This is a genomic window from uncultured Bacteroides sp., from assembly GCF_905207245.1.
Lineage (GTDB): Bacteria > Bacteroidota > Bacteroidia > Bacteroidales > Bacteroidaceae > Bacteroides.
The window spans coordinates 19828-39666 of the sequence record NZ_CAJLKP010000008.1; the positions used below are offsets into that span (position 1 = coordinate 19828).

General features: G+C 48.6%; 13 protein-coding genes. 4 read left to right on the top strand and 9 right to left on the bottom strand.

Translation table 11 applies throughout. The features are described from left to right. Positions 1 to 18: 18 nt before the first annotated feature. From QZ135_RS04215 to QZ135_RS04250, 8 genes are all read right to left on the bottom strand, one after another. Entirely contained in the window at positions 19 to 2454 is a 2436-nt protein-coding gene (locus QZ135_RS04215; protein ID WP_294606174.1) for a hypothetical protein, read from the bottom strand. 79 nt (positions 2455 to 2533) lie between these two features. Continuing rightward, the gene (locus QZ135_RS04220) at positions 2534 to 2995 is read right to left on the bottom strand and encodes an HU family DNA-binding protein (RefSeq protein ID WP_294606175.1); all 462 of its coding nucleotides are present in this window, start codon (positions 2993 to 2995) and stop codon (positions 2534 to 2536) included. A 223-nt stretch (positions 2996 to 3218) separates the two neighbouring features. Next, on the bottom strand, positions 3219 to 4199 hold the full coding sequence (locus QZ135_RS04225) for a fimbrillin family protein (RefSeq protein ID WP_294606177.1): 981 nt from the start codon (positions 4197 to 4199) through the stop codon (positions 3219 to 3221). Positions 4200 to 4244: 45 nt separating this feature from the next. Continuing rightward, the gene (locus tag QZ135_RS04230) at positions 4245 to 5186 is read right to left on the bottom strand and encodes a fimbrillin family protein (RefSeq protein WP_294606179.1); all 942 of its coding nucleotides are present in this window, start codon (positions 5184 to 5186) and stop codon (positions 4245 to 4247) included. A gap of 12 nt (positions 5187 to 5198) precedes the next feature. After that, positions 5199 to 6140 carry a fimbrillin family protein gene (locus QZ135_RS04235; RefSeq protein WP_294606180.1) on the bottom strand — a complete coding sequence of 314 codons (942 nt, stop codon included), beginning with the start codon at positions 6138 to 6140 and terminating at the stop codon, positions 5199 to 5201. Positions 6141 to 6184: 44 nt separating this feature from the next. Beyond that, a complete protein-coding gene (locus QZ135_RS04240; RefSeq protein ID WP_294606182.1) occupies positions 6185 to 7141 on the bottom strand; it encodes a FimB/Mfa2 family fimbrial subunit in 957 nt (318 codons plus the stop codon). A gap of 16 nt (positions 7142 to 7157) precedes the next feature. Next, positions 7158 to 8441, bottom strand: a complete 1284-nt coding sequence (locus tag QZ135_RS04245; RefSeq protein ID WP_294606184.1) for a DUF3575 domain-containing protein — start codon at positions 8439 to 8441, stop codon at positions 7158 to 7160. Between the two features lie 332 nt (positions 8442 to 8773). Further along, a complete protein-coding gene (locus QZ135_RS04250; protein ID WP_294606185.1) occupies positions 8774 to 10741 on the bottom strand; it encodes a helix-turn-helix domain-containing protein in 1968 nt (655 codons plus the stop codon). A gap of 492 nt (positions 10742 to 11233) precedes the next feature. Between QZ135_RS04250 and QZ135_RS04255 the strand changes: the two genes are divergently transcribed. The 4 genes from QZ135_RS04255 (at position 11234) to trxB (ending at position 17283) form a co-directional block, all read left to right on the top strand. Then, positions 11234 to 12982 (top strand): glycoside hydrolase domain-containing protein, encoded by a 1749-nt coding sequence (locus tag QZ135_RS04255; RefSeq protein WP_294606187.1) that lies wholly within the window; start codon positions 11234 to 11236, stop codon positions 12980 to 12982. Positions 12983 to 13114: 132 nt separating this feature from the next. Further along, on the top strand, positions 13115 to 15610 hold the full coding sequence (locus QZ135_RS04260) for a DNA translocase FtsK (RefSeq protein ID WP_294606188.1): 2496 nt from the start codon (positions 13115 to 13117) through the stop codon (positions 15608 to 15610). Positions 15611 to 15624: 14 nt separating this feature from the next. Then, positions 15625 to 16269, top strand: a complete 645-nt coding sequence (locus tag QZ135_RS04265; RefSeq protein ID WP_294606190.1) for a LolA-like putative outer membrane lipoprotein chaperone — start codon at positions 15625 to 15627, stop codon at positions 16267 to 16269. A gap of 66 nt (positions 16270 to 16335) precedes the next feature. Further along, entirely contained in the window at positions 16336 to 17283 is a 948-nt protein-coding gene (gene trxB, locus QZ135_RS04270; protein ID WP_294606192.1) for a thioredoxin-disulfide reductase, read from the top strand. 63 nt (positions 17284 to 17346) lie between these two features. On the opposite strand, the gene QZ135_RS04275 is transcribed toward trxB, so the two are convergent. Further along, on the bottom strand, positions 17347 to 19791 hold the full coding sequence (locus QZ135_RS04275) for a glycoside hydrolase family 20 protein (RefSeq protein WP_294606193.1): 2445 nt from the start codon (positions 19789 to 19791) through the stop codon (positions 17347 to 17349). Positions 19792 to 19839: the final 48 nt, after the last annotated feature.

Below are 19839 nucleotides of genomic sequence, written 5' to 3' on the forward strand. Positions count from 1 at the left end.
TTAATTGGTAATTGCTATTTATTGTTTTTTTGACAAGGCTTGCATCAGCTTTCTCATCTCTTCCACGGCAACCGATGCTTCAAGGTCTGCATTTGCCGGTTCGGATTTCTTCTCTTCGCACTTGTCGCCGGTAACGATGCCGTTGGCGAAGATGCGGTCTGGTGTTTCCAATAGCAGGTTAAACACTCTTCTCTCTGCATTTTCCATCAACAGCCAGTCGATGTATTCCAGACTTCCGTCCTCCATGCGGATGAGGTCGGCGGCATTCAATTCTTCTACCCGGACCTGTCCCCGTTTCGTTTCCACCGGATGCGACGGAGTAAGGTAAAGCTCCTTGCCGCTTTCCGTCCTGATGACTACAAGCATATCCACTTGGCTGGTGAAGATGTCCATGACGCGGACAAAAGGCACGGACTGGCCCCGCAGCATATCACCCGGACGGATGGCCTCGATAGCCATTTTAGAGCCGTCCGCCATGCGTACAAACGTGCCTTCGGCAAGGCATCCCCAACACCAGTCAATGTATTCTATCGTGATGAAGTTTCCCACCAGTCCGGAAGTATCTCCGCTGGCGATGGTCACCCGCTTATCCCCGGTCGATGTCTTGAAATCAAAAACGGCTTCCATCGTCAGGTAATTGGTACATCCGATAGAGTCCATGGGAATATAGGAACCCCAATCTTCAAGAAATTCCCAAGAGACCTTGTTCCCCTCAAACGTCCATTTGCACTTGTCATGTGCCATATCCATGTAGGATGCCTGTATCTCGCATTTTGCATCTCTCCCTTTCACCGTGAGGGTTACTTCAGGGACAGTAGGATAAAGGCTGCTTGTTTCCTTGAAGGTGATATTACCTTTCATGGGCAGGAAGAAAGGCACCATGGACTGGTTGGCAGACTGATGGGCATTATAGTGCGTCTTGATGTTATAAGTATAGTCGGACTTGCCTTGCCCTTGCCAGCAAGAACTGTTGTTTTCAATGGAAACGTTTATACAATCGTGTTTTTCTTTGGACTTGCGGGAAGGGTCTTGGATGTCGTATTTCTCTATCACACTGTTTCCCTCCAGCAATTCGCCTGCGACAACTGCTTGTATCTGTTTGTCTTTGTTGACTGAAATTAGCGTGGTGTAAAGTGCCACCTTGGCAGGATTATGGCTTGTGGGAATATCCACGGCAGCTTCCATGCAGCGGAGATTTTTAAACATCACCACATTTGCACCTACTTGCTTTCCGGTGGAAGTGTCTATGGCTTCCATATTCACGACACTACAAACCGGAGTTTCCTTGAGGTCTATCCGGGAAACATACGAAACCACTCCGTCTGCCTCTTTCGTGAAGCTGAACATTTTGTTTTCCGCCGTGAAATCCTTGCCGATGGGGAGTTCCGTCACCACACCATTGGCGGCAGCCTTCAACGTGTCGGTCCAATGCTTCTGCAATGTCGGATATTTTCCCAAATCCTCCATCGTGACGAATTTCTGCTGCAACAGGTAACGGTCGTCCTCGTTGCACAAGTTCAGCGGGCGGAGGATGCTGTTGCTGCTGCCCCCGCTCTTGCCTTTCAGGCATTTCACGGACGAACAGCCCACGGGGTAGAAATCCGCACCGATTTTAATGCCGGTCGTGAAACGGATTATAGCCTCTCCCTGTATCTCGCCGGTTACAGAAGATTCAACTTTGATTACCCCGTTTTTGCCCGGTGTGACTTCTATCCCTTCAAACTCCTTTGATATGCCGCCTTTCTCCATGTTGAAAACCTTCTTATCGAAGAACGGGCTGGTACAGACAAATGAAGTACCTACAGGAAAGGCATTGCTGACATCAATACGAAAAGTGTACTTGCGTGCCTGTTCCGGCTGGAAGAAGCGGAAATTCCATACTGTCTTATTTCCCAACATGAACTCCATACTTCTGGTTTCGGGTATCCTCATGCAGACGCATGGATTCTCACGCACCCAGTAGGCGAAGTCTGCATGGTCTGTAAAGTCCGGCAATCCGGTCACCGGGTCACCGGCACTATCAGAGGCTATGGCAAGAAGCATACGGCTGTCCGACTTCTCCGTGGGAAAAAGGAATGGCGTTTCCGTAATGCCATAATCACCGGGGCTTACCTCGGACAGGCAAACACTATCAGCATTGCTTTCTGTTTTCAGCTTGTGTGCAGACCATTGCTTCGGTTTTGTAAACCAATCCGGTGTGATTGCATACAGATGGATGTAGGCAGTCTGCTCTGATGTGGAAATGTTTTTCGTCCGCACATAAACCAACACATTGCCTCCTTGCGGTGGTAGTGGCTGGGAAACATCATGCAGGTACGACCAGCTTAAAAAACCGATGGGGTCTTCCATGTGGTCATGTACGATGACATCCGGAGACCAGAAATAGGATTGCGGGTATAAACTTCCTCCCGTATCCTTCAGTTCATCTCTAAGTAAAATCAAGTTGTTCAACATAATTTATCTTTTTATTTGCCAAAGGCAATTGTTTGTCACAAAACCACTTTATTCTTTATCATATATGGGATGAACGGGATTATCCCAGCGGATTCTCCTCCTGGTCCTCATCGGAGCCGCCTTCCGGCAAAGAGTCCTCAGTGTCGGGCGAAAGCTCTATCCATTCCAGCTCGTCGCTGTCAACGAGGGCACGGGTGTAGGTGCCGTTGCTCAGTCGGGTACGTTCGGGGATGAACTCCACACGCACGGCTTCCACCTGTTTGTCAAAGTCGAAATCCTTGAGGTCCTTCACGCCATGAGTGCTGAGCACGTAGCGGAAGTAACCGAGTCCCCTGATATGGACGCTCTTGCCCTGCGCCATGCGAGTGTGCATCACGCCTGCGATGTCGCCCAGCACGGCTTGAACGTCGGAGTTACTTACTGTGGAGATTTTCGACAAATCTTTGGCGATGGTCTCCGTTTCTATGGGCTTGCCCTGCACAAGTGCTTGGGGGTAATAAACCGCATTCTTCTTGTTGAATGATTTTTTCCAGAATGGCATAAGCAATCGTTCTAATTTTGTTAATTATTTTACTTCTTATTGCTCGTTTCCTCAAAGAGGTGTTACAGATAGCTGTAGAGGAGGTGCTACTTTGAGGAGGTCAAGGTAGTACATCGAGCGTGTCAATGTACTACTTCGAGGAGGTCAAAGTACTACCTTTACAAGGTCAAGGCAGCGGCTTGTCTGGGGAAATGATTGATTTTCTCATCTTTGTCTGATATTATTATTCCATTTCAGCATTGCCGTTACCACCGGAAACGTTTGTCCATCCCTCAATTTTGCATCCGCTCACTGTCAGGCCGGTCTTCTTCATGGTAATGGTATAGGTATAAGAAGTTCCGGCAGCAAGTGCTGGCTGGATATCATTTTTATTGACATAGGTCTGCCCACCGATAGTGGCACTGAATGTCAATGGACTCGATAAGCTTTGCGGATAGAGAATCATGGTGTAAGTACGGGTCTTACCTGTGTTATCGTCCTTTTTGACATTGTCGGTAATCGTCCAGTTACTTTCTGCCATTGCCGTTGTTGAAACTGCGGCTGTTCCATCCGTAACCTTGAATGTACCCTCATGCTTCAATCCGCCCAGTTTATAAACTGCGTTAAACACTTGATCGGCAGTAAATCCGTCCGTAGCCGAAGTATTCAACACAAGTATCAGACGTGACATTTTGTGCTTGAACTGATAGTCGTGGGTAACATCCACTTTTTTGAACTCGACCGTGGCACTGCTTCTTGAAGCCGTTGCACCACTGGCAAAGAGGTAATCGAATGCTTCCTGCTTCTCAACGGTGGATTGGTCTTTCGTATCGCCTCCGGTAACGGTTCCGTCTGTTCCGGGCAATGTGGCGGCATCATCAGATGACTGGTACGGGCTGTAGGCGGCGAAAGTCACAGTCTCACTGGCGTCCTGAAAGAAGATGCCTCCCGATGCCGCCGTAAAAATTCCGGTTGTTCCACCACTTTCTACTGTGTATTTTACATTCTTGTAAAGGGTTGCCATCGTGCTGGTGGGTGCATTCGTCACCATCACTCCAATGGTGTTTCCCGCTGACCAGGAGTCGTCAACGGCACGGGTCACGGGACCGTCAATTCCTGCCGTAATCCGTGCTTCCACCGGGCCATTGTTCACTTCGTTCTCATCGTTGCTGCAAGCTGCCAATAGTGTGGCGGCGGTTGCAATTAGTAAATACTTTGATTTCATTATGGTCTATTTTTTTATTTGTCATTAAATGGGTTCGTTCTTTGCTTAGTTGGCGTCCACTTGTCCGCCATTTTCTGCATTCCAAGGGTCTATCTGTCCGGTTACTTCCACGCCCGTGCGGTTCAGCTTTACGGTGTAGGTATATTTGCTTCCGGCTGTGAGTGCCTTGCCCATGTTCCAGATGAAGGGAACATCGCGACCATTGTTCAAGTCGAATTCAAAGGTGCGGTCGGTAGCGACATCGGGCAGCAAGATGGCTTCGTAAACGTATGCGTCAGCTTGCTTAAAGAGGGTGATGTCGGCAGTGTTTGCGGCATCAGCTTTCAGTGCGCCTGCGGTGAGGTCGAAGGTGGCGGTGGTGTTCTGTGCATTCACCTTTACTGTCAGTCTGTTCATCTCATCAGCACTGACTCCTGCACCTGGCTCTACGGTCAGTATTACCTTACACAGCTGGTGCTTGAAACCGAGGGTGATGGCCTTGTCCGTCTTCTTTTTCCCTTTTACGTCATTGGAGTACAGCAGGTCGAGGGCTTCCTGGTTGGTCTGTGTGGCTAAGTTGACGACGTAGAGGTAATGCGTTGTCGTTTCCTCTTTTATAAGGTTCCCCTGCGGAGAGTAGGCACAGAAATCCACCTCACTGTTATCCATTGGATAGTAGATGGTGATGCCGCCGGGTTTGAAAGTTCCGGCAGCGGTTGCATCCACCACGTAGCGGATGTTTTCCGCTCCTTCGCTGATTTGCTCCGGCACTAACGATTGTCCGGCTTTCACCATAAAGATGCCAATGGCATCCGTTGCCGACCAGGCCTGGTCGATGGCACGGGTTTCCGTCACTCCCACGGAGGCACGGAACTCTACGGGCACGGGCTGTCCGTCCGCCCTGTCAGCAGGCTCATATTCGTTCTCACTGCAAGCGGCAAGTGCAAGTGCCGCGATTGCAGGAATCATATAATTCTTCATTGACTTATAGTTGTTGTTATTCTTCATCTTTATTCATTTTTATTCGGCACTGCCGGGCTCGCCTCCGCCGTTGCCTTGGTTCCAGTCGCTGATGCTGGCAGTTACGTCAAGACCGGTGCGGTTGATGGTGATGTTATAGATGTTCTTCTCTCCGGCATTGAAGCTCTTCTCGTTGGGGATGTCCCAATAGAACATCTCACCGGTGGAGAGGGTGAACATAAGTTGCCGTCCCGTTGTGAGGCTTTTGTGCGTCAGGTCGTCCGGGAAGAGGATGGCTTCGGCAAACTTGCCGTCCGCCTTGGTCAGCAGGGTGATGGTGGCAGATGCTTCATCGAAGCCGATCCCGTCAATGTCGGGGTCATAGAGGGCAGTTTTCCACTGCTTGGTGATTTCCACTTTCAGGCCTGCCAGCTCGTCAGTGCCGACGCCATTGCCGCCGATGATATTCAGCACCAGTTTAGTCAGTCGGTGGCTGAAGTTCAGTTTGACTACCGGCTGGTTCTTGTTATAGGTTGTTCCGCCCGGCTCCGTGTTGCTCTTTGCATGGGCGGTCATCAGGTCGAGGGCGGCTTGCGAGCTTTGGTCGGTCAGGTCGGCTGTCCACTTCTCCGCCACGTCCTCATAAGGGTACCATGCACGGAAGTCCACATTGCTGCCGTCTATGGGGAAGTAGATGACGGTGCCGAACGGGGCGAACTTTCCGTCTCCCGCTTCTGTCTGGTAGGGGATGTTTTCCACTCCTTCCAGAACGGTTTCTGTTTCTGCTCCTGTTTTCAGCATATAGATGCCTATCCGGTCGTTTTTGTCCCACTCCGTGTCGTGGGCACGGGTCTGCACATGGATGCCGCCTGTCACTTGCAGGGCTACGCGTCCGTCTGCCGGTGCGTCCGTCCCTTCATTGTCGTTGGTGCAGCCTGCCGTCAGTATAAGGGCGGCTGCCATTCCCCATAAGGAGATTCCTTGCCTCAGTCTTTCATTCATATTGTCTTGCTCTTTTAATTTTTAATTTCTATTTTTTAGTATCTTCAATGTATCTCTATCTGCCCGTTGTCCACCACCGCCCAGTCGCTGATGGAGGCGGTGAAACTGCCTTCGGCGGGAAGTTCCAGCGTGGCGTCCAGCGTCAGGGGTTCCATGTCCGTTCCGCCGAAGTTTTTCAGCATTTCAGTCAGGTCTGTACGGATGGTCTGCACGCTTCCGTCCGTCAGCGTGATGACGAGCGTCAGCATCTGCCGTTCTTCCGTCACGATGCCCATCAGCCGCAAGGTGGCAACCAGTGCCGGTTCTCCGGCGGAGCGCATCCCTTGCCCATGCGGCACGGCGGCGCGGCTTTCCGGCCCGTTCGTCCCGAGGGCAAAGACGGGGACGGCGGTCATTCCTCCCGTGGCAGCGATGGCCCCGTCCCGCAAGTCGATGCCGGAAGCGATGCCCGTCAGGGTAGCGGAAGTCGCGGTGATGCGCTCTTCATCGCCGGGGTTCAGTTTCAACGCCAGCGTCAGCGTGCGGATGTGCTGCTCCATCTTCACGGTCACTTCCAGGGTATCGTCCTTTACGATTACCGGTTCTGACGCTCCCGAAAACAGGAAGCCGGGCATCGGTTCCAGCGTGCCGTCGGCCAGTGTGTTCACGGTGGCGATATCCCCGTCGATGGTGATGCCTTCCGCCGGGTGGTAAACCAGCAGGTCTTGCCGTCCCGGTTCAAACAGTGCGCGGAAAGCGTTGCTTGCACCGCTCACGGTCTGTTCCTGTGTGCCGATGCGCAGCACATAGTTCTGCGGCAGCACGGCATCCGAGGACGCTCCCGACCAGTCGGTGGTTACTTCCACCGCACCCTTGTCGGGATGCGGGGTGTTATACAGGTCATCCTTCACGCAGCCTGTCAGTTGCAGCAGCGCGAGTGCAAATATCAACAGCTTACAGAGGCCGGTCAATTTTATTATCTGAATGGCACGTTTGTCCGTGCGGTTGTCCATTTTATCCATGCGAACGGTATTTTTATCATTGATTAAACTTCCATATCAGCGTAACGCCGAGCTGGTTGACGCCCCAATAGTTCTTGCTGTCGCTGCCCTGGCGTACCCTGATCCCGTCTGTTACCTTGTATTTGTCATAATCGGCATGGGTATAGCCCAAAGCTGCATGAAAATCCAGCGACAACGCCCGGTTCAGTGGCAGCATATAGCCGCCCGTGATGCCGCCGCCCTGATAATCCCCCTGCTTGCCCGTTTCGCCGAGCTTGTAGTTGAACTCTCCCGTGTGGTACATCGCACCGAGATAACCCCGCTTCTCCTTACCCATATAATAGCGCACTTCCGGCGATACCTTCCACAACGCATATCTTCTGTCTTTGTCGCTCCATGACCACGAAGTCCACGAGCCGTTCAGCAGTACGCTCCAACGGCGGCCGATGCGCCATTCCACGCCGAGGTCAGGGGTAAGCGTGGCCCAGCGTAGCAGGTTGGCGCGCAGGGAAAAGGTGGACGTTGCTGTATGTCCGGCGGCATCAGAAGTTGTGCTACTGTCGTCTAAGGAGACAGAGTTGGGAACCGCTTCCCCTTGTGCCTCCGGGGAAGAGAGGGATAGGCTGCGGGTGGTGGCTTCCGTAACAAGGCGTTCCCGTTCGGCACGTTCTGCCGCCAGGCGCTTTTGCTCCTCTTCCTGCCGCTCCTGCTCCGTCATCTGCCGCTCGGCTTCGGAGCTGGCAATCATTTCCCTGTTATACGCCCGTACACGCATAGCAGCTTCTTCACCGGCTACTCGTGCCACTTTACTTACGTTGGCCGGAAAGGTGACCACTACCACATCATGCAGATTGTTGGCTCCATAGCCGACAGGGATAATCCGGTCGGTGACGAACATCTTTTCCTTCAGTCCCAGGCGGGTGATAAGTTCCGCCTTCACACGGTTGTTGCGCATGTAGGCCACACGGCTGGCAGGTCTGGTTCCGGAAGTAGCGGCATAGCTGCTGACATTAATATACATCTCTCCGTCCTTTATCTGCTGCATACATACATTCAAGGTATCACACAGCTCTTTCCATTGGCTCGCGTTTTGCAGGTAAGGGATAAAAAACATATCTTTTCCCGGCACGAACCGGAATATGTATGTACTACCCCTTTTTTCCTGTGCCACAAGTGGCAGGGCAAGCAATACGAAAAGGGAAATAAACATAAATCGTTTCAACATATTCTCAATTATCTTAATAAATTTCTGGGATGTGGCAAGCCGGAAAGGCAGCATCGGGAAGATACCGCCAACTTTATAACCAAAGTCGGATCTCATGATTTTCCCTGCACAGACTGGTGCTGGGATACAGGTGAAAATAAATAGAAAAAAGGGAGATAATATAGAGGAAATAAAAAGTCGGAGGACTTGTTTATTCTGTATTTTTTTATTATAGGGACGTCTGCATTGTGTGTGTGTGTGTGTGTGTGTGTGTTAGGAAATTATTTCTAACCTCCAAACAATAATCGTTAAATATGTCTATACAGTTTCTTTTCATCGGAACACACAAGTTTTAATTGTTCGTATGCTCCAAAAGTAGGTAAATGAAATGGTAACGCAAAAAATCCTTTGTGCCAATACTGCACCTTGTTGTGCCAATACTGCACCGCTTATGTAATGGTCTTATTATCAATGTTATTGCTCTTCTTGCGATACTCCATCGGAGTAACACCGAACTCTTCCAAAAAGAGCCGGTGGAAGGAACGGAGGGCGGGAATGCCGCTTTCACGCGCCACGATTTCCACACCGTAATTCGGGTTTTCCTGCAAAAGACGGGCGGCATGATACAGCCGGAGCTTATTCAGGTATTTAGGAAAACGCTCTCCCGCATAGCGCACCATGAACGGTGCGAACCGGTTCCGGGGAATCCCGACAAGTTTCCGTGCCTTGTCAACGCTGAATGCCGGGTCGAGGTAGAGCTGTCCGCTGATGATAAGATGTTCCATCTGTTCATACAGTTCTTTGCCGTAATGCTCATCACAGGCTTCTATATTTGATTCCGCATCCTCGGCTTCCTCCGTTTCCGTATTCTCATCTTCTGCCGTTTCCGATTCTTCCGCTTTTGCGGTTTCATGGGCATCCGGCATATCCGCTATCGTTTTTTCCGTTTTAGGCTCTACCGCAACATCTGCGTCTGTACCTGCCTTGACTTCTGCACTGTCAAGAGGCGACGCTTCCTGCCGGGCTTGCAGGGATTCCAAGGTGTCATTCAATGCGCGGACTTTCTCCTGCAATGCAAAATTGGCGTCTTTCGCCTGATAAAGTTCCTCCTTGTAGTGCAACAGTTCATTGATATTCTTCACCAAGGCATTGTTCTTGAACCGTATTTTCCGGTAGTAGCGGATGCCGAAGCAGAGGATGATCCCCAGCAGGACGGTGGTGCTTGCCGCCAGTCCCAACCACAGGTTGCGGATATGGGCATCGGACTCCTGCTTTTGGATAATCATGTCCTTCTCGTGTGTTTCATACAGGGTGGCGAGTTCCAGAGCCGAACTCTTCTGCTCCCGGTTCTTGATGCTGTCGCGCAACACGGCCAGTTCGCGGAAATAGCGTGCGGCTGTGCGGTAATCACCCTTTTCCTCGTAGGCGCGTCCCAGGGATTTCTTGATGGTGGTCATGTGGTAGGTCACCGTGTCCCCCTGTGCCGCGAGTATCTTTTCACGGGCGGAGTTCATGCCTATCACCCGGTCATACATCCGGCGGTCGAACAGGTAGGGCATGATAAGATAGTTGTCCCGGTCATACTCCCGGGCGGTGGAGAGGAACTGCTTGTAATATTCCTCCGCTTCTACCACACGTCCGAGCCGGAAAAGGACTACCGCATAATGGGCGAACATCGCCTTCTTCTCCTTTTCGCCCAACCCTTCCATCGGGGTTTCGCTGCCGGTTTCCCCGGTCACCACCTTTTGCAGGGCTTCGAGCGTGCGGAGGGCATCCTCGCTCCGTCTGTCCAGTTCCTGAAAGGTCAGCAGGGTGTTATAATTATAGCGCAGGTTATCGTACTTGTATTTATAATCCGTCTGTTCCATCAGGTCGGCGGCACGCTGCATATAGTCATATCCCTTCTCCTTGTTTCCCTGATAATAAAGCATCTTCCCCATGTTGAACATGGCTACGGACTGCATCTCCTTGTTGCCGCATTGCTCCGCCTTCTTCATCAGCATGTCCACGTACTGCGCTTTCTTGGTTTCATTGTGCAGGCAGTCGTAGCAGGAAATCAGGCGGTGTATCTGCTCCATCTGCCGGTGGTCGTCTAGCCGCACGGAATCATGCTCCAACACGCGTTTGTAGAATTTCAATGCCCGGTAATAATGTCCCGTGTTGAAGTAGAGGTCGCCTTCGGTGACGTCCAGCTTAAAGTCCGGCAGGCTTTTCCGCTTCCGCAGTTCCTGCATGATGCGTTCCGCTTTGCCGAAGTCCGAGAAAGTGTATTCGTAAACGTAGTCGTCGGTTATCAGGCTGTCGGGCAATACTCCCGTTTTTTCGGTTCCTCTTTCCGCAGCTATCATGCCGGTAGGCAGGCTGCCTGCCAGTATGAAGCAGGCAAAACAGAGGATATGGTGATAAATTTTATTCATGATTTCTGTTTTTGTGCCGTGTCATGCAACACGCCGTTTGGCAAAAATAAGATAAAATAATTTACGGGAAAAATAAATACGCGGTAAATTTAATTTTATTCTGCTTTAATCCGCTAATGAAGTAAGTCTGCTTATTATAATTGAGGCGGATAACATATCTGCCGGGACGTGTAAGCAGTGCTATCTTCATTTCTGTTGAAAAGGTATGCTGATTATTAGTGCTTTACAAGGAATTAAGAGTTTGTCAACAGGAAGTTAACTCCTTGTTGACAAACTCTTAACTCCTTGTCGACAGGGTATTCACTTCCCTGATATAGAGAGGCGCACCATCAAGAAAAGATGGATAAACTACAGGGAAAAGTATCAGAATATAACGCTTACTTGAATTAATTATGTACATTTGCCAGTGAAAAGAGCAAGTGTAAGTAAACAGTAAATATAATCCTATAATAACAATTGAACCTTTGTTTTTCAAACTAATTATTGTAATCTATGACAAAACTCTTATTTCTGGGAACTCTTCTGTTCTCAACCGTGTATCTGAATGCTCAAACATCCGGGCATTATCAGGAAGCCTCCAACCCTGTAGCCACCAATCCGGCTTTATGGTCAGAAGTGAAAACCCCGCAAGTCAGTTGGGGAAGTACGGATATGCGGTATAAGAAAGAAGAACCCGCCGCCATTCGCAGAATAAAGAAAACAATTAGTCTAACGGCCTGGAAAGGTGAGAAAGTATCTGTCCAACTGGTAGTATGGACTCCCGAAACGCTGAACAATCTGACTTTTAAGGTCAGTGACCTGACTGCCGGACGTGAAAGCATCAGCAAAGACGATATCCAAACCAGCTTTGTGCGCTACGTCATGACCGATGAATTGAATAAAGACGGTTTAGGTGCATGCGGCTACCGCAACAGTGCAGACTTCGACTCCACCCTGGTGGCGGATGTACTCGACCATCTTGCCCCCTCCCTGATGATTCCTGCCAACTCTGCCCAGGGAGGTTGGATTAGCATCCGTGTGCCGCAACAAGCCAAAGCCGGAAGATATACGGGAACGGTCACAGTGAAAAATGGTGATGCAGCCCTGTCCGAATTGAAATTGACTATCAATGTGAAAAATCGCACCCTTCCTGTTCCTTCCGAATGGGCTTTCCATCTTGATTTGTGGCAGAATCCTTATGCTGTGGCGCGCTATTATAAGGTAGAGCCGTTCAGCGAAGAACATTTCGACCTGATGCGTCCGCTGATGAAGCTGTATGCCGATGCAGGCGGAAAAGTGATTACCGCTTCCATCATGCACAAGCCTTGGAATGGGCAGACTTATGACGCATTCGAAAGTATGGTGACTTGGTTGAAGAAAGCTGACGGTAGCTGGTATTTTGATTACACTGTGTTCGACAGGTGGGTGGAGTTTATGATGAGCGTAGGTGTCAGTAAGCAAATCAGTTGTTTCTCCATGGTGCCTTGGCGTCTTTCCTTTCAGTACTTCGACCAGGCGAGCAACTCGTTCAAGTATCTCAACGCCAAGCCGGGCGAAGCTGCTTATGAGGAATTCTGGATAACTATGCTGAAATCGTTTGCCCAACATCTGCGGACGAAGGGGTGGTTCGGGATTACCCATATCGCTATGGATGAACGTCCCATGAAAGACATGCAGGAAACATTGAAGGTAATCCGCAAAGCTGATAAAGATTTTAAGGTTTCATTAGCCGGAACTTATCATGCTGAACTGGTGGATGAGCTGGATGACTATTGCATTACGATTGCCGAAAGATTTCCGGTTGAGACAATCAACGCACGCCGTGAAGCCGGAAAAGTGACCACCTATTACACCTGTTGCACGGAACCCCGTCCTAATACCTTTACTTTCAGTCCACCCGCCGAAGCCGAATGGTTGGCATGGCATAGTGCACGTGAGAATCTGGACGGTTATCTCCGTTGGGCGTTGAATAGCTGGGTGAAGAATCCGTTGCAGGATAGCCGCTTTACGGCGTGGGCGGCAGGTGACACTTATTTGATTTATCCCGACGCCCGTTCGTCTATCCGCATGGAGCGTTTGACCGAGGGCGTACAGGCTTTTGAAAAAGTGCGTATTCTGAAGAAGGAATTCAGGAAGAAGGGGGATAAGAGTGCCGTTAAGAATATTGATAAAGTATTGCAAATGTTTGATGAACGGAATCTTATAGAAATGTCGGCTGCTACTGTTGTAACCAAGGCAAAAGAAATAATCAACAGATACTGAGAAGTATTCGGCGGAAAGGGTTGTTGATGTCTCCTTTCTATTTGAAGAATAATTAGAAGACAAGGTTGGGGGGAGAGCAATATTTTTATTACTTTTGCACCAATCTATCATTCTACATAAGAGACTTTATTTATGGCAAAGAAAAATTCAACAAAAGATACGGAACAATCCCTTTCCCTGTTTGGTAAAATGAGGGCAATCTTCAAAAACGAAACCATTCACTTTGTTGTCGGACTGGTACTGGTGATTTTCTCAGTCTACCTGCTGCTCGCTTTTTCATCTTTCTTCTTTACAGGAGCGGCGGACCAGAGTATTATCGACTCCGGCAATACTCAGGAATTGGCTTCCGTCAATAACGGTGTGAAGAACTATGCCGGTTCACGCGGTGCGCAGTTGGCAAGTTATCTGATAAATGACTGCTTCGGCATTTCGTCTTTCTTTATTCTGGTGTTCCTTGCTGTGGCGGGTTTGAAGTTGATGCGTGTTCGTACAGTTCGCCTTTGGAAGTGGTTTATCGGTTGCTCGTTGCTGTTGATTTGGTTCTCCGTTTTCTTCGGTTTCGCATTCGTGGAACAGTATCAGGATTCTTTCCTGTATCTGGGAGGTATGCATGGATATAACATCAGCAACTGGTTGACATCACAAGTTGGCGTGCCGGGTGTTTGGATGATTCTGCTGGTGACTGCCATCTGCTTCCTCATCTACCTTAGCGCGCGTACCGTTATCTGGCTGCGCCGGTTGTTCAGCCTCAGTTTCCTGAAACGGAAGCAGAAAGCGGAGGAAGGAGAGGAAGCAGGTAAAGCACCGGAAGAATTTACGGATTCATGGACGGCAAAGGGAAAGAAGAAACCTGTTTCTGAGGTGGTGGAACCTGATACTGAAGAGGATGTTTTCGTCACAACTCCTGAACCTGAAGAAGAACCGGAGAATGAAATAACGTTGGATTTGGGCGGTATTACTGAAAAAGAGCCTGCTAAACCATCGCATGAAGAAGTATCCATGATTATAGAGACTCCTGCTCCGGAGCCTGCGTCTTCCCTTTCGGATAAACCCGTGGTTGACGAACCTACTTTTGAAGTGGAAACTGTGGAAGAGGAGGAGTATAAAGGTCCGGAGAAGGAACCGTATAATCCCCGCCTTGACCTGGAGAACTATCGTTTTCCATCTATCGACCTGATGAAGCATTATGAAAATGCCGAGCCGACTATCGATATGGCGGAACAGAATGCCAATAAAGATAAGATTATAAATACGTTGCGCAGTTTCGGCATTGAAATCAGTACGATAAAAGCAACCGTAGGTCCTACGGTAACGCTGTATGAGATTACTCCGGAGCAAGGCGTGCGTATCTCCAAAATCCGTGGTCTGGAAGATGATATTGCCCTTAGCCTTTCAGCATTGGGCATTCGTATCATTGCACCTATCCCCGGAAAGGGAACCATCGGTATCGAAGTGCCGAACTCTAATCCGAAGATTGTTTCGGGACAGAGCATCATCGGTAGCAAGAAGTTCCAGGAGTCTACTTATGATTTGCCGGTTGCCCTGGGTAAGACGATTACCAACGAGGTGTTCATGGTAGACTTGTGCAAGATGCCGCATATGCTGGTTGCCGGTGCTACCGGTCAGGGTAAATCTGTCGGACTGAATGCTATCATCACCTCCTTGCTTTATAAGAAGCATCCGGCAGAATTGAAGTTTGTGTTGGTAGACCCGAAGAAAGTAGAGTTCAGCATTTATTCGGTAATCGAACACCATTTTCTTGCTAAATTGCCCGATGGGGAAGATGCTATCATTACGGATGTAACCAAGGTGGTGCAGACGCTGAACTCCATCTGTGTGGAAATGGATACCCGTTATGATTTGCTGAAAGCTGCACATGTGCGCAATATCAAGGAATATAATGAGAAGTTTATCAATCGTCACTTGAACCCCGAAAAGGGGCATAAATTCATGCCGTATATCGTGGTGGTGATTGATGAGTTTGGTGATTTGATTATGACAGCAGGTAAGGAGGTTGAGTTGCCTATTGCCCGTATCGCCCAGTTGGCGCGTGCGGTAGGTATCCACATGATTATTGCCACACAACGTCCGACTACGAATATCATTACAGGTACGATTAAGGCGAACTTCCCTGCCCGTGTTGCTTTCCGTGTATCTGCCATGATAGACTCGCGCACCATCCTCGACCGTCCGGGCGCTAACCAGTTGATTGGTCGCGGTGATATGTTGTTCTTGCAGGGGGCTGACCCGGTGCGTGTGCAATGTGCCTTTATCGATACGCCGGAAGTGGCGGATATTACTAAATTCATTGCCAAGCAGCAAGGATATCCCACAGCATTCTATCTGCCTGAATATGTAGGTGAAGACGGTGGAAGTGATTTGGGGGATGTGGATATGGGGCGCCTTGATCCTTTGTTTGAAGATGCAGCCCGTTTGATTGTCATTCATCAACAAGGTTCCACTTCGCTTATCCAGCGTAAGTTCGCTATCGGCTATAACCGTGCGGGACGTATCATGGATCAATTGGAAAAAGCTGGCATCGTGGGACCGACACAAGGTAGCAAAGCACGTGAAGTGCTCTGCGTGGATGAAAATGACCTGCAAATGCGCCTGAACAATTTACTGTAATTGCTGTTAAATAAATGATGAAGAATATTCTCTTAGTTTATATCTGTTTGTTTGGTTTGTTGTTGCCCGCTTCGGCGCAGCAATTGGATGCGCGAGAGATATTGGACCGTACCACCGATGCTTTCCGTCAGTCGGGAGGTATACAGGCGGATTTTACTGTTCAGACTTATTCAAAAGGTGCGTTGGAAAGTACTTCCACCGGACTTATCCGTCTGCAAGGAGAGAAGTTCTTGCTGGATGCCGACGGGGTGAAAACCTGGTTTGATGGTCGTACACAGTGGAGCTATCTTGTCGGTAGTGATGAGGTGAATGTTTCTGAACCTACTCCGGAAGAGTTGCAGAGTATCAATCCTTATGCTTTATTGTCGATATACAAACAAGGATATCATATGAAGTTGGGTAAAGCCAGTACATATAGTGGAAAACCCGCCTATGAGGTGGTGTTGACGGCTTCCAGCAAAAAGCAGGATTTGCAATGTGTCATCCTTTATGTTTCAAAAGATAAGTTCCAGCCTTTGTGTATCAGTATGACCCAGAAGGGGGGAGGTAGTGTGGCTATCCGCATAACATCCTATAAAACGGGACAGTCTTACAACGACAGCTTCTTTGTTTTTGATAAAAAGGCATATCCGACGGCGGAAGTGATTGATTTGAGATGAGGAGCCTTGTCGGCTGAAATTCAAGTTTATGATATAAGTGTTGAAATACTAAATAATAGAATGATTATGGAAACAGAAAAAGTAAAATGTCTGATTATAGGTTCTGGTCCTGCCGGCTATACAGCTGCGATTTATGCGGGACGTGCCAACCTTTGCCCGGTGCTTTATGAAGGATTGCAACCCGGCGGTCAGTTGACAACTACTACAGATGTGGAAAATTTCCCCGGTTATCCGGAAGGTATAGGCGGCCAGCAATTGATGGATGATTTGCGTAAGCAGGCTGAACGTTTCGGTGCTGATATGCGTTTTGGAATTGCAACAGCTTCCGATTTGAGTGCAGCCCCCTATAAAGTGACCATTGACGGAGAGAAGGTGATTGAAACTGATACGTTGATAATAGCTACAGGTGCTACAGCCAAATATCTGGGATTGGAAGACGAAAAGAAATATGCCGGTATGGGCGTCAGTGCTTGTGCCACTTGCGATGGTTTCTTCTATCGTAAGAAGGTGGTGGCTGTTGTCGGTGGTGGTGATACGGCTTGTGAAGAGGCTGTTTACCTTGCCGGACTGGCAAGCAAAGTTTATCTGATTGTACGTAAGCCTTTCTTGCGTGCTTCTAAAATTATGCAGGAGCGTGTGATGAAGCATGAGAAAATAGAGGTGTTGTTTGAGCATAATGCCGTAGGCTTGTTCGGAGAGAATGGCGTGGAAGGTGTTCATCTGGTGAAACGTATGGGTGAACCGGATGAAGAACGTTACGACCTGGCTATTGACGGTTTCTTCCTGGCTATTGGTCACCAGCCAAACTCGGAAATCTTCAAGGAGTATCTGGAGACTGACGAAACAGGTTATATCATTACAGAAGGTGATAGCCCTCGTACAAAGGTGCCGGGCGTATTTGCTGCAGGTGATATTGCAGACCCACATTACCGTCAGGCTATTACGGCAGCAGGCAGTGGATGTAAAGCGGCGCTTGAGGCGGAGAGATATCTCTCGTCCAAATGTCTTATTTAAGAATACCTTATTTAATTTAATGAAGAAGTCCCGGATTGACATTGCTATCCGGGACTTTTTCTATTAATACACCTCTATTTCATCTACATATAAATCCGAAGGGATAACGTCTCCCGGCGTATCCTTGCGGCAATCTATGCCATTGCGCAGTGTTCCGCCACTCTTTAAAATTACTTTGATATAGCGACCCTCGGTTGGTGTACATTCCAGTGTATCAGTGAACATTTTCTTGCCATGTTCCGGATATTCACGGGTATAGGAGGCTTGCCCTATTTCTTTAAATTCTTTCCCATCAGTTGATACTTCCACGCGAGCTGCACTTGCAGGGAGTACACGGAAAGCCGGATTATAAAGTGTTCCGAAAGTTACTTTGCTGACGGTGGCCGGTTTTTCCATATCAACGGAGAATATAAGTTCATTATTGTTTTTCTCGTTCAAGCCAAATGTCACCCATGGTATGTAGGAAGCAGTATTTCCACGTTTTCCATTCGTCAATCCTAAAGTGGTGGTGTCTGCACCCAGCACATCGTTCTCTCCGAGTATATCACCGTTCATCCAACCACATTGTGGATTCGTAGTGTATTGTTTTCCGGCTATCAGGTTTGCATACAGCTTCTTACTGTTCACTTTTCCCAGCATCTTGCCATCTTTGAAAGCTGCAGCTTGCAAGTCAATGCTCCCTTCCCAGATAAATGGTTCGGCGTAAAGCTCAGACTTGGCAGTCGGTGCGCTTCCATCCGTTGTATATCTGATTTCGGCACCCGGATAGAATGTTTCCAGTACAGCTTTCAATGTGCCATCGTAAACGTGAGTGTTGATATTCACATCAAAGAAGTTGCGGCAAGCTTTCACATTCATAGCATCCATGCGTTCAAAGTCTTCCACCATGCGGATCCGGAAGCAATCCCAGTTCTTTCTGTTGTTCTGCGTCCAGCCTGTTTCTGCCAAAGCTATGGCGCGGGGGAATGCTTGATAATCACGACGCTCGTCATTCTGCATATATTCATTCCATATATTGCCTTGTACACCGATGATATGCTTTTTAACCAACTCTTCCGAGTCGTCAGGGACAGGATTGTAACTGTATGTTTTCTTCAATGTATGATACCCACCGATAGTGGTTGGCGCTATTTCCGGTTCTTCCTGATATTGGTCCAGATAAGCATAACCGTGTGGTGTCATGATGGCATCGTGCCCGGCTTTGGCTGCATTTATGCCGCCTTGTACGCCACGCCAGGACATGACGGTTGCATTTGGAGCAAGTCCACCTTCCAGTATTTCATCCCAACCGATGATATTCCGTCCTTTGCTATTCAGGTATTTTTCCATACGGGTTATGAAGTAGCTTTGTAGTTTTTCCTCTTTCGTATGTTTCTTACCATCCACGGCGTTCGGAGTCGTATCGGCTTTTAAACCTAATTTTTTGATTAATGCCTGACAGTGTGCACAATTTATCCATGCATCTTTGGGACATTCATCACCACCGATGTGAATATATGAACTGGGGAATAGCTCTATAACTTCATCCAATACATTTTCCAGGAATTGGAAAGTTTCTTCTTTAGGGCAGAATACTTCTTCAAATACTCCCCATGTGCCGGTTACTTCATAGGTTTTATCAGGGTTGCAGGATAATTCGGGATAAGAGGCTAAAGCAGCAAGGGCATGTCCAGGCATTTCTATTTCAGGGATGACGGTGATATATTTACTTGCTGCATAGGCTACTATGTCTTTGATTTCCTCTTGTGTGTAATATCCTCCATGTTCTTTGCCATCAAAAATTTGAGGCCAGTTAACGTAGTAATAGTCTATCAAAGTCTCTTTTCGCTTTGAGCCTATTTCTTGTAGTTTCGGATATTTTTTGATTTCTATCCGCCATCCCTGGTCGTCTGTCAGATGCCAGTGGAAGGTGTTCATCTTGTGCATGGCGAGCATGTCGATGAATTTATAAATATAATCGGTTGTAGAGAAGTGACGACAGACGTCGAGCATCAGTCCGCGATAGGGGAAACGGGGTGCATCCTCTATTTCTACGGCAGGTAGCGACCAGTTGGCGTTTTTAACAGTTTCCTTTCCATAAATAGCAGGCGGTAATAACTGGTACATGGTCTGCACACCATAGAAGAAGCCGTTGGGGTGTGATGCTGAGAGAGTGATTCCATTCGGAGAGATGGATAATTTATATCCTTCCTTGGGCATTCCTTCTGTTGTAACAAAATGAATGTTGGACGCTTCCGGATTTTCCTGTGCGCTGGTTTGCAGAGAAATACCAGAAATCAACTGAATGCGGGCTCTCAGGCTATCCGCAATGGCTTGCACTTCCGGAGTGCAACCGGCAGTGACGACAAAAACTTTATTGCTCAGTTGGAAACGCCCTTCCTGAGGGGTCATTTGGTTAGGCATTGGAACGACATTATACTCGTTCACTACCTCTTTGGGGGATTGCTGACAACCGGAGGAAGTCAGCAGCAGACTTGCTAAAAGCAAGGAGCTTAGTCCTTTTTTCATGGCATTAATGTGTGTTAAGTTTATAAATCGGGTAAAAAGAGGAAAGAA

Coding starts and splice junctions, on each gene's coding strand:
- QZ135_RS04235 (WP_294606180.1), bottom strand. CDS start 6,140: ATGAATGAAAGACTGAGGCAAGGAATCTCCTTATGGGGAATGGCAGCC.
- QZ135_RS04215 (WP_294606174.1), bottom strand. CDS start 2,454: ATGTTGAACAACTTGATTTTACTTAGAGATGAACTGAAGGATACGGGA.
- QZ135_RS04265 (WP_294606190.1), top strand. CDS start 15,625: ATGATGAAGAATATTCTCTTAGTTTATATCTGTTTGTTTGGTTTGTTG.
- QZ135_RS04220 (WP_294606175.1), bottom strand. CDS start 2,995: ATGCCATTCTGGAAAAAATCATTCAACAAGAAGAATGCGGTTTATTAC.
- QZ135_RS04275 (WP_294606193.1), bottom strand. CDS start 19,791: ATGAAAAAAGGACTAAGCTCCTTGCTTTTAGCAAGTCTGCTGCTGACT.
- QZ135_RS04245 (WP_294606184.1), bottom strand. CDS start 8,441: ATGAGATCCGACTTTGGTTATAAAGTTGGCGGTATCTTCCCGATGCTG.
- trxB (WP_294606192.1), top strand. CDS start 16,336: ATGGAAACAGAAAAAGTAAAATGTCTGATTATAGGTTCTGGTCCTGCC.
- QZ135_RS04260 (WP_294606188.1), top strand. CDS start 13,115: ATGGCAAAGAAAAATTCAACAAAAGATACGGAACAATCCCTTTCCCTG.
- QZ135_RS04255 (WP_294606187.1), top strand. CDS start 11,234: ATGACAAAACTCTTATTTCTGGGAACTCTTCTGTTCTCAACCGTGTAT.
- QZ135_RS04230 (WP_294606179.1), bottom strand. CDS start 5,186: ATGAAGAATAACAACAACTATAAGTCAATGAAGAATTATATGATTCCT.
- QZ135_RS04250 (WP_294606185.1), bottom strand. CDS start 10,741: ATGAATAAAATTTATCACCATATCCTCTGTTTTGCCTGCTTCATACTG.
- QZ135_RS04240 (WP_294606182.1), bottom strand. CDS start 7,141: ATGGATAAAATGGACAACCGCACGGACAAACGTGCCATTCAGATAATA.
- QZ135_RS04225 (WP_294606177.1), bottom strand. CDS start 4,199: ATGAAATCAAAGTATTTACTAATTGCAACCGCCGCCACACTATTGGCA.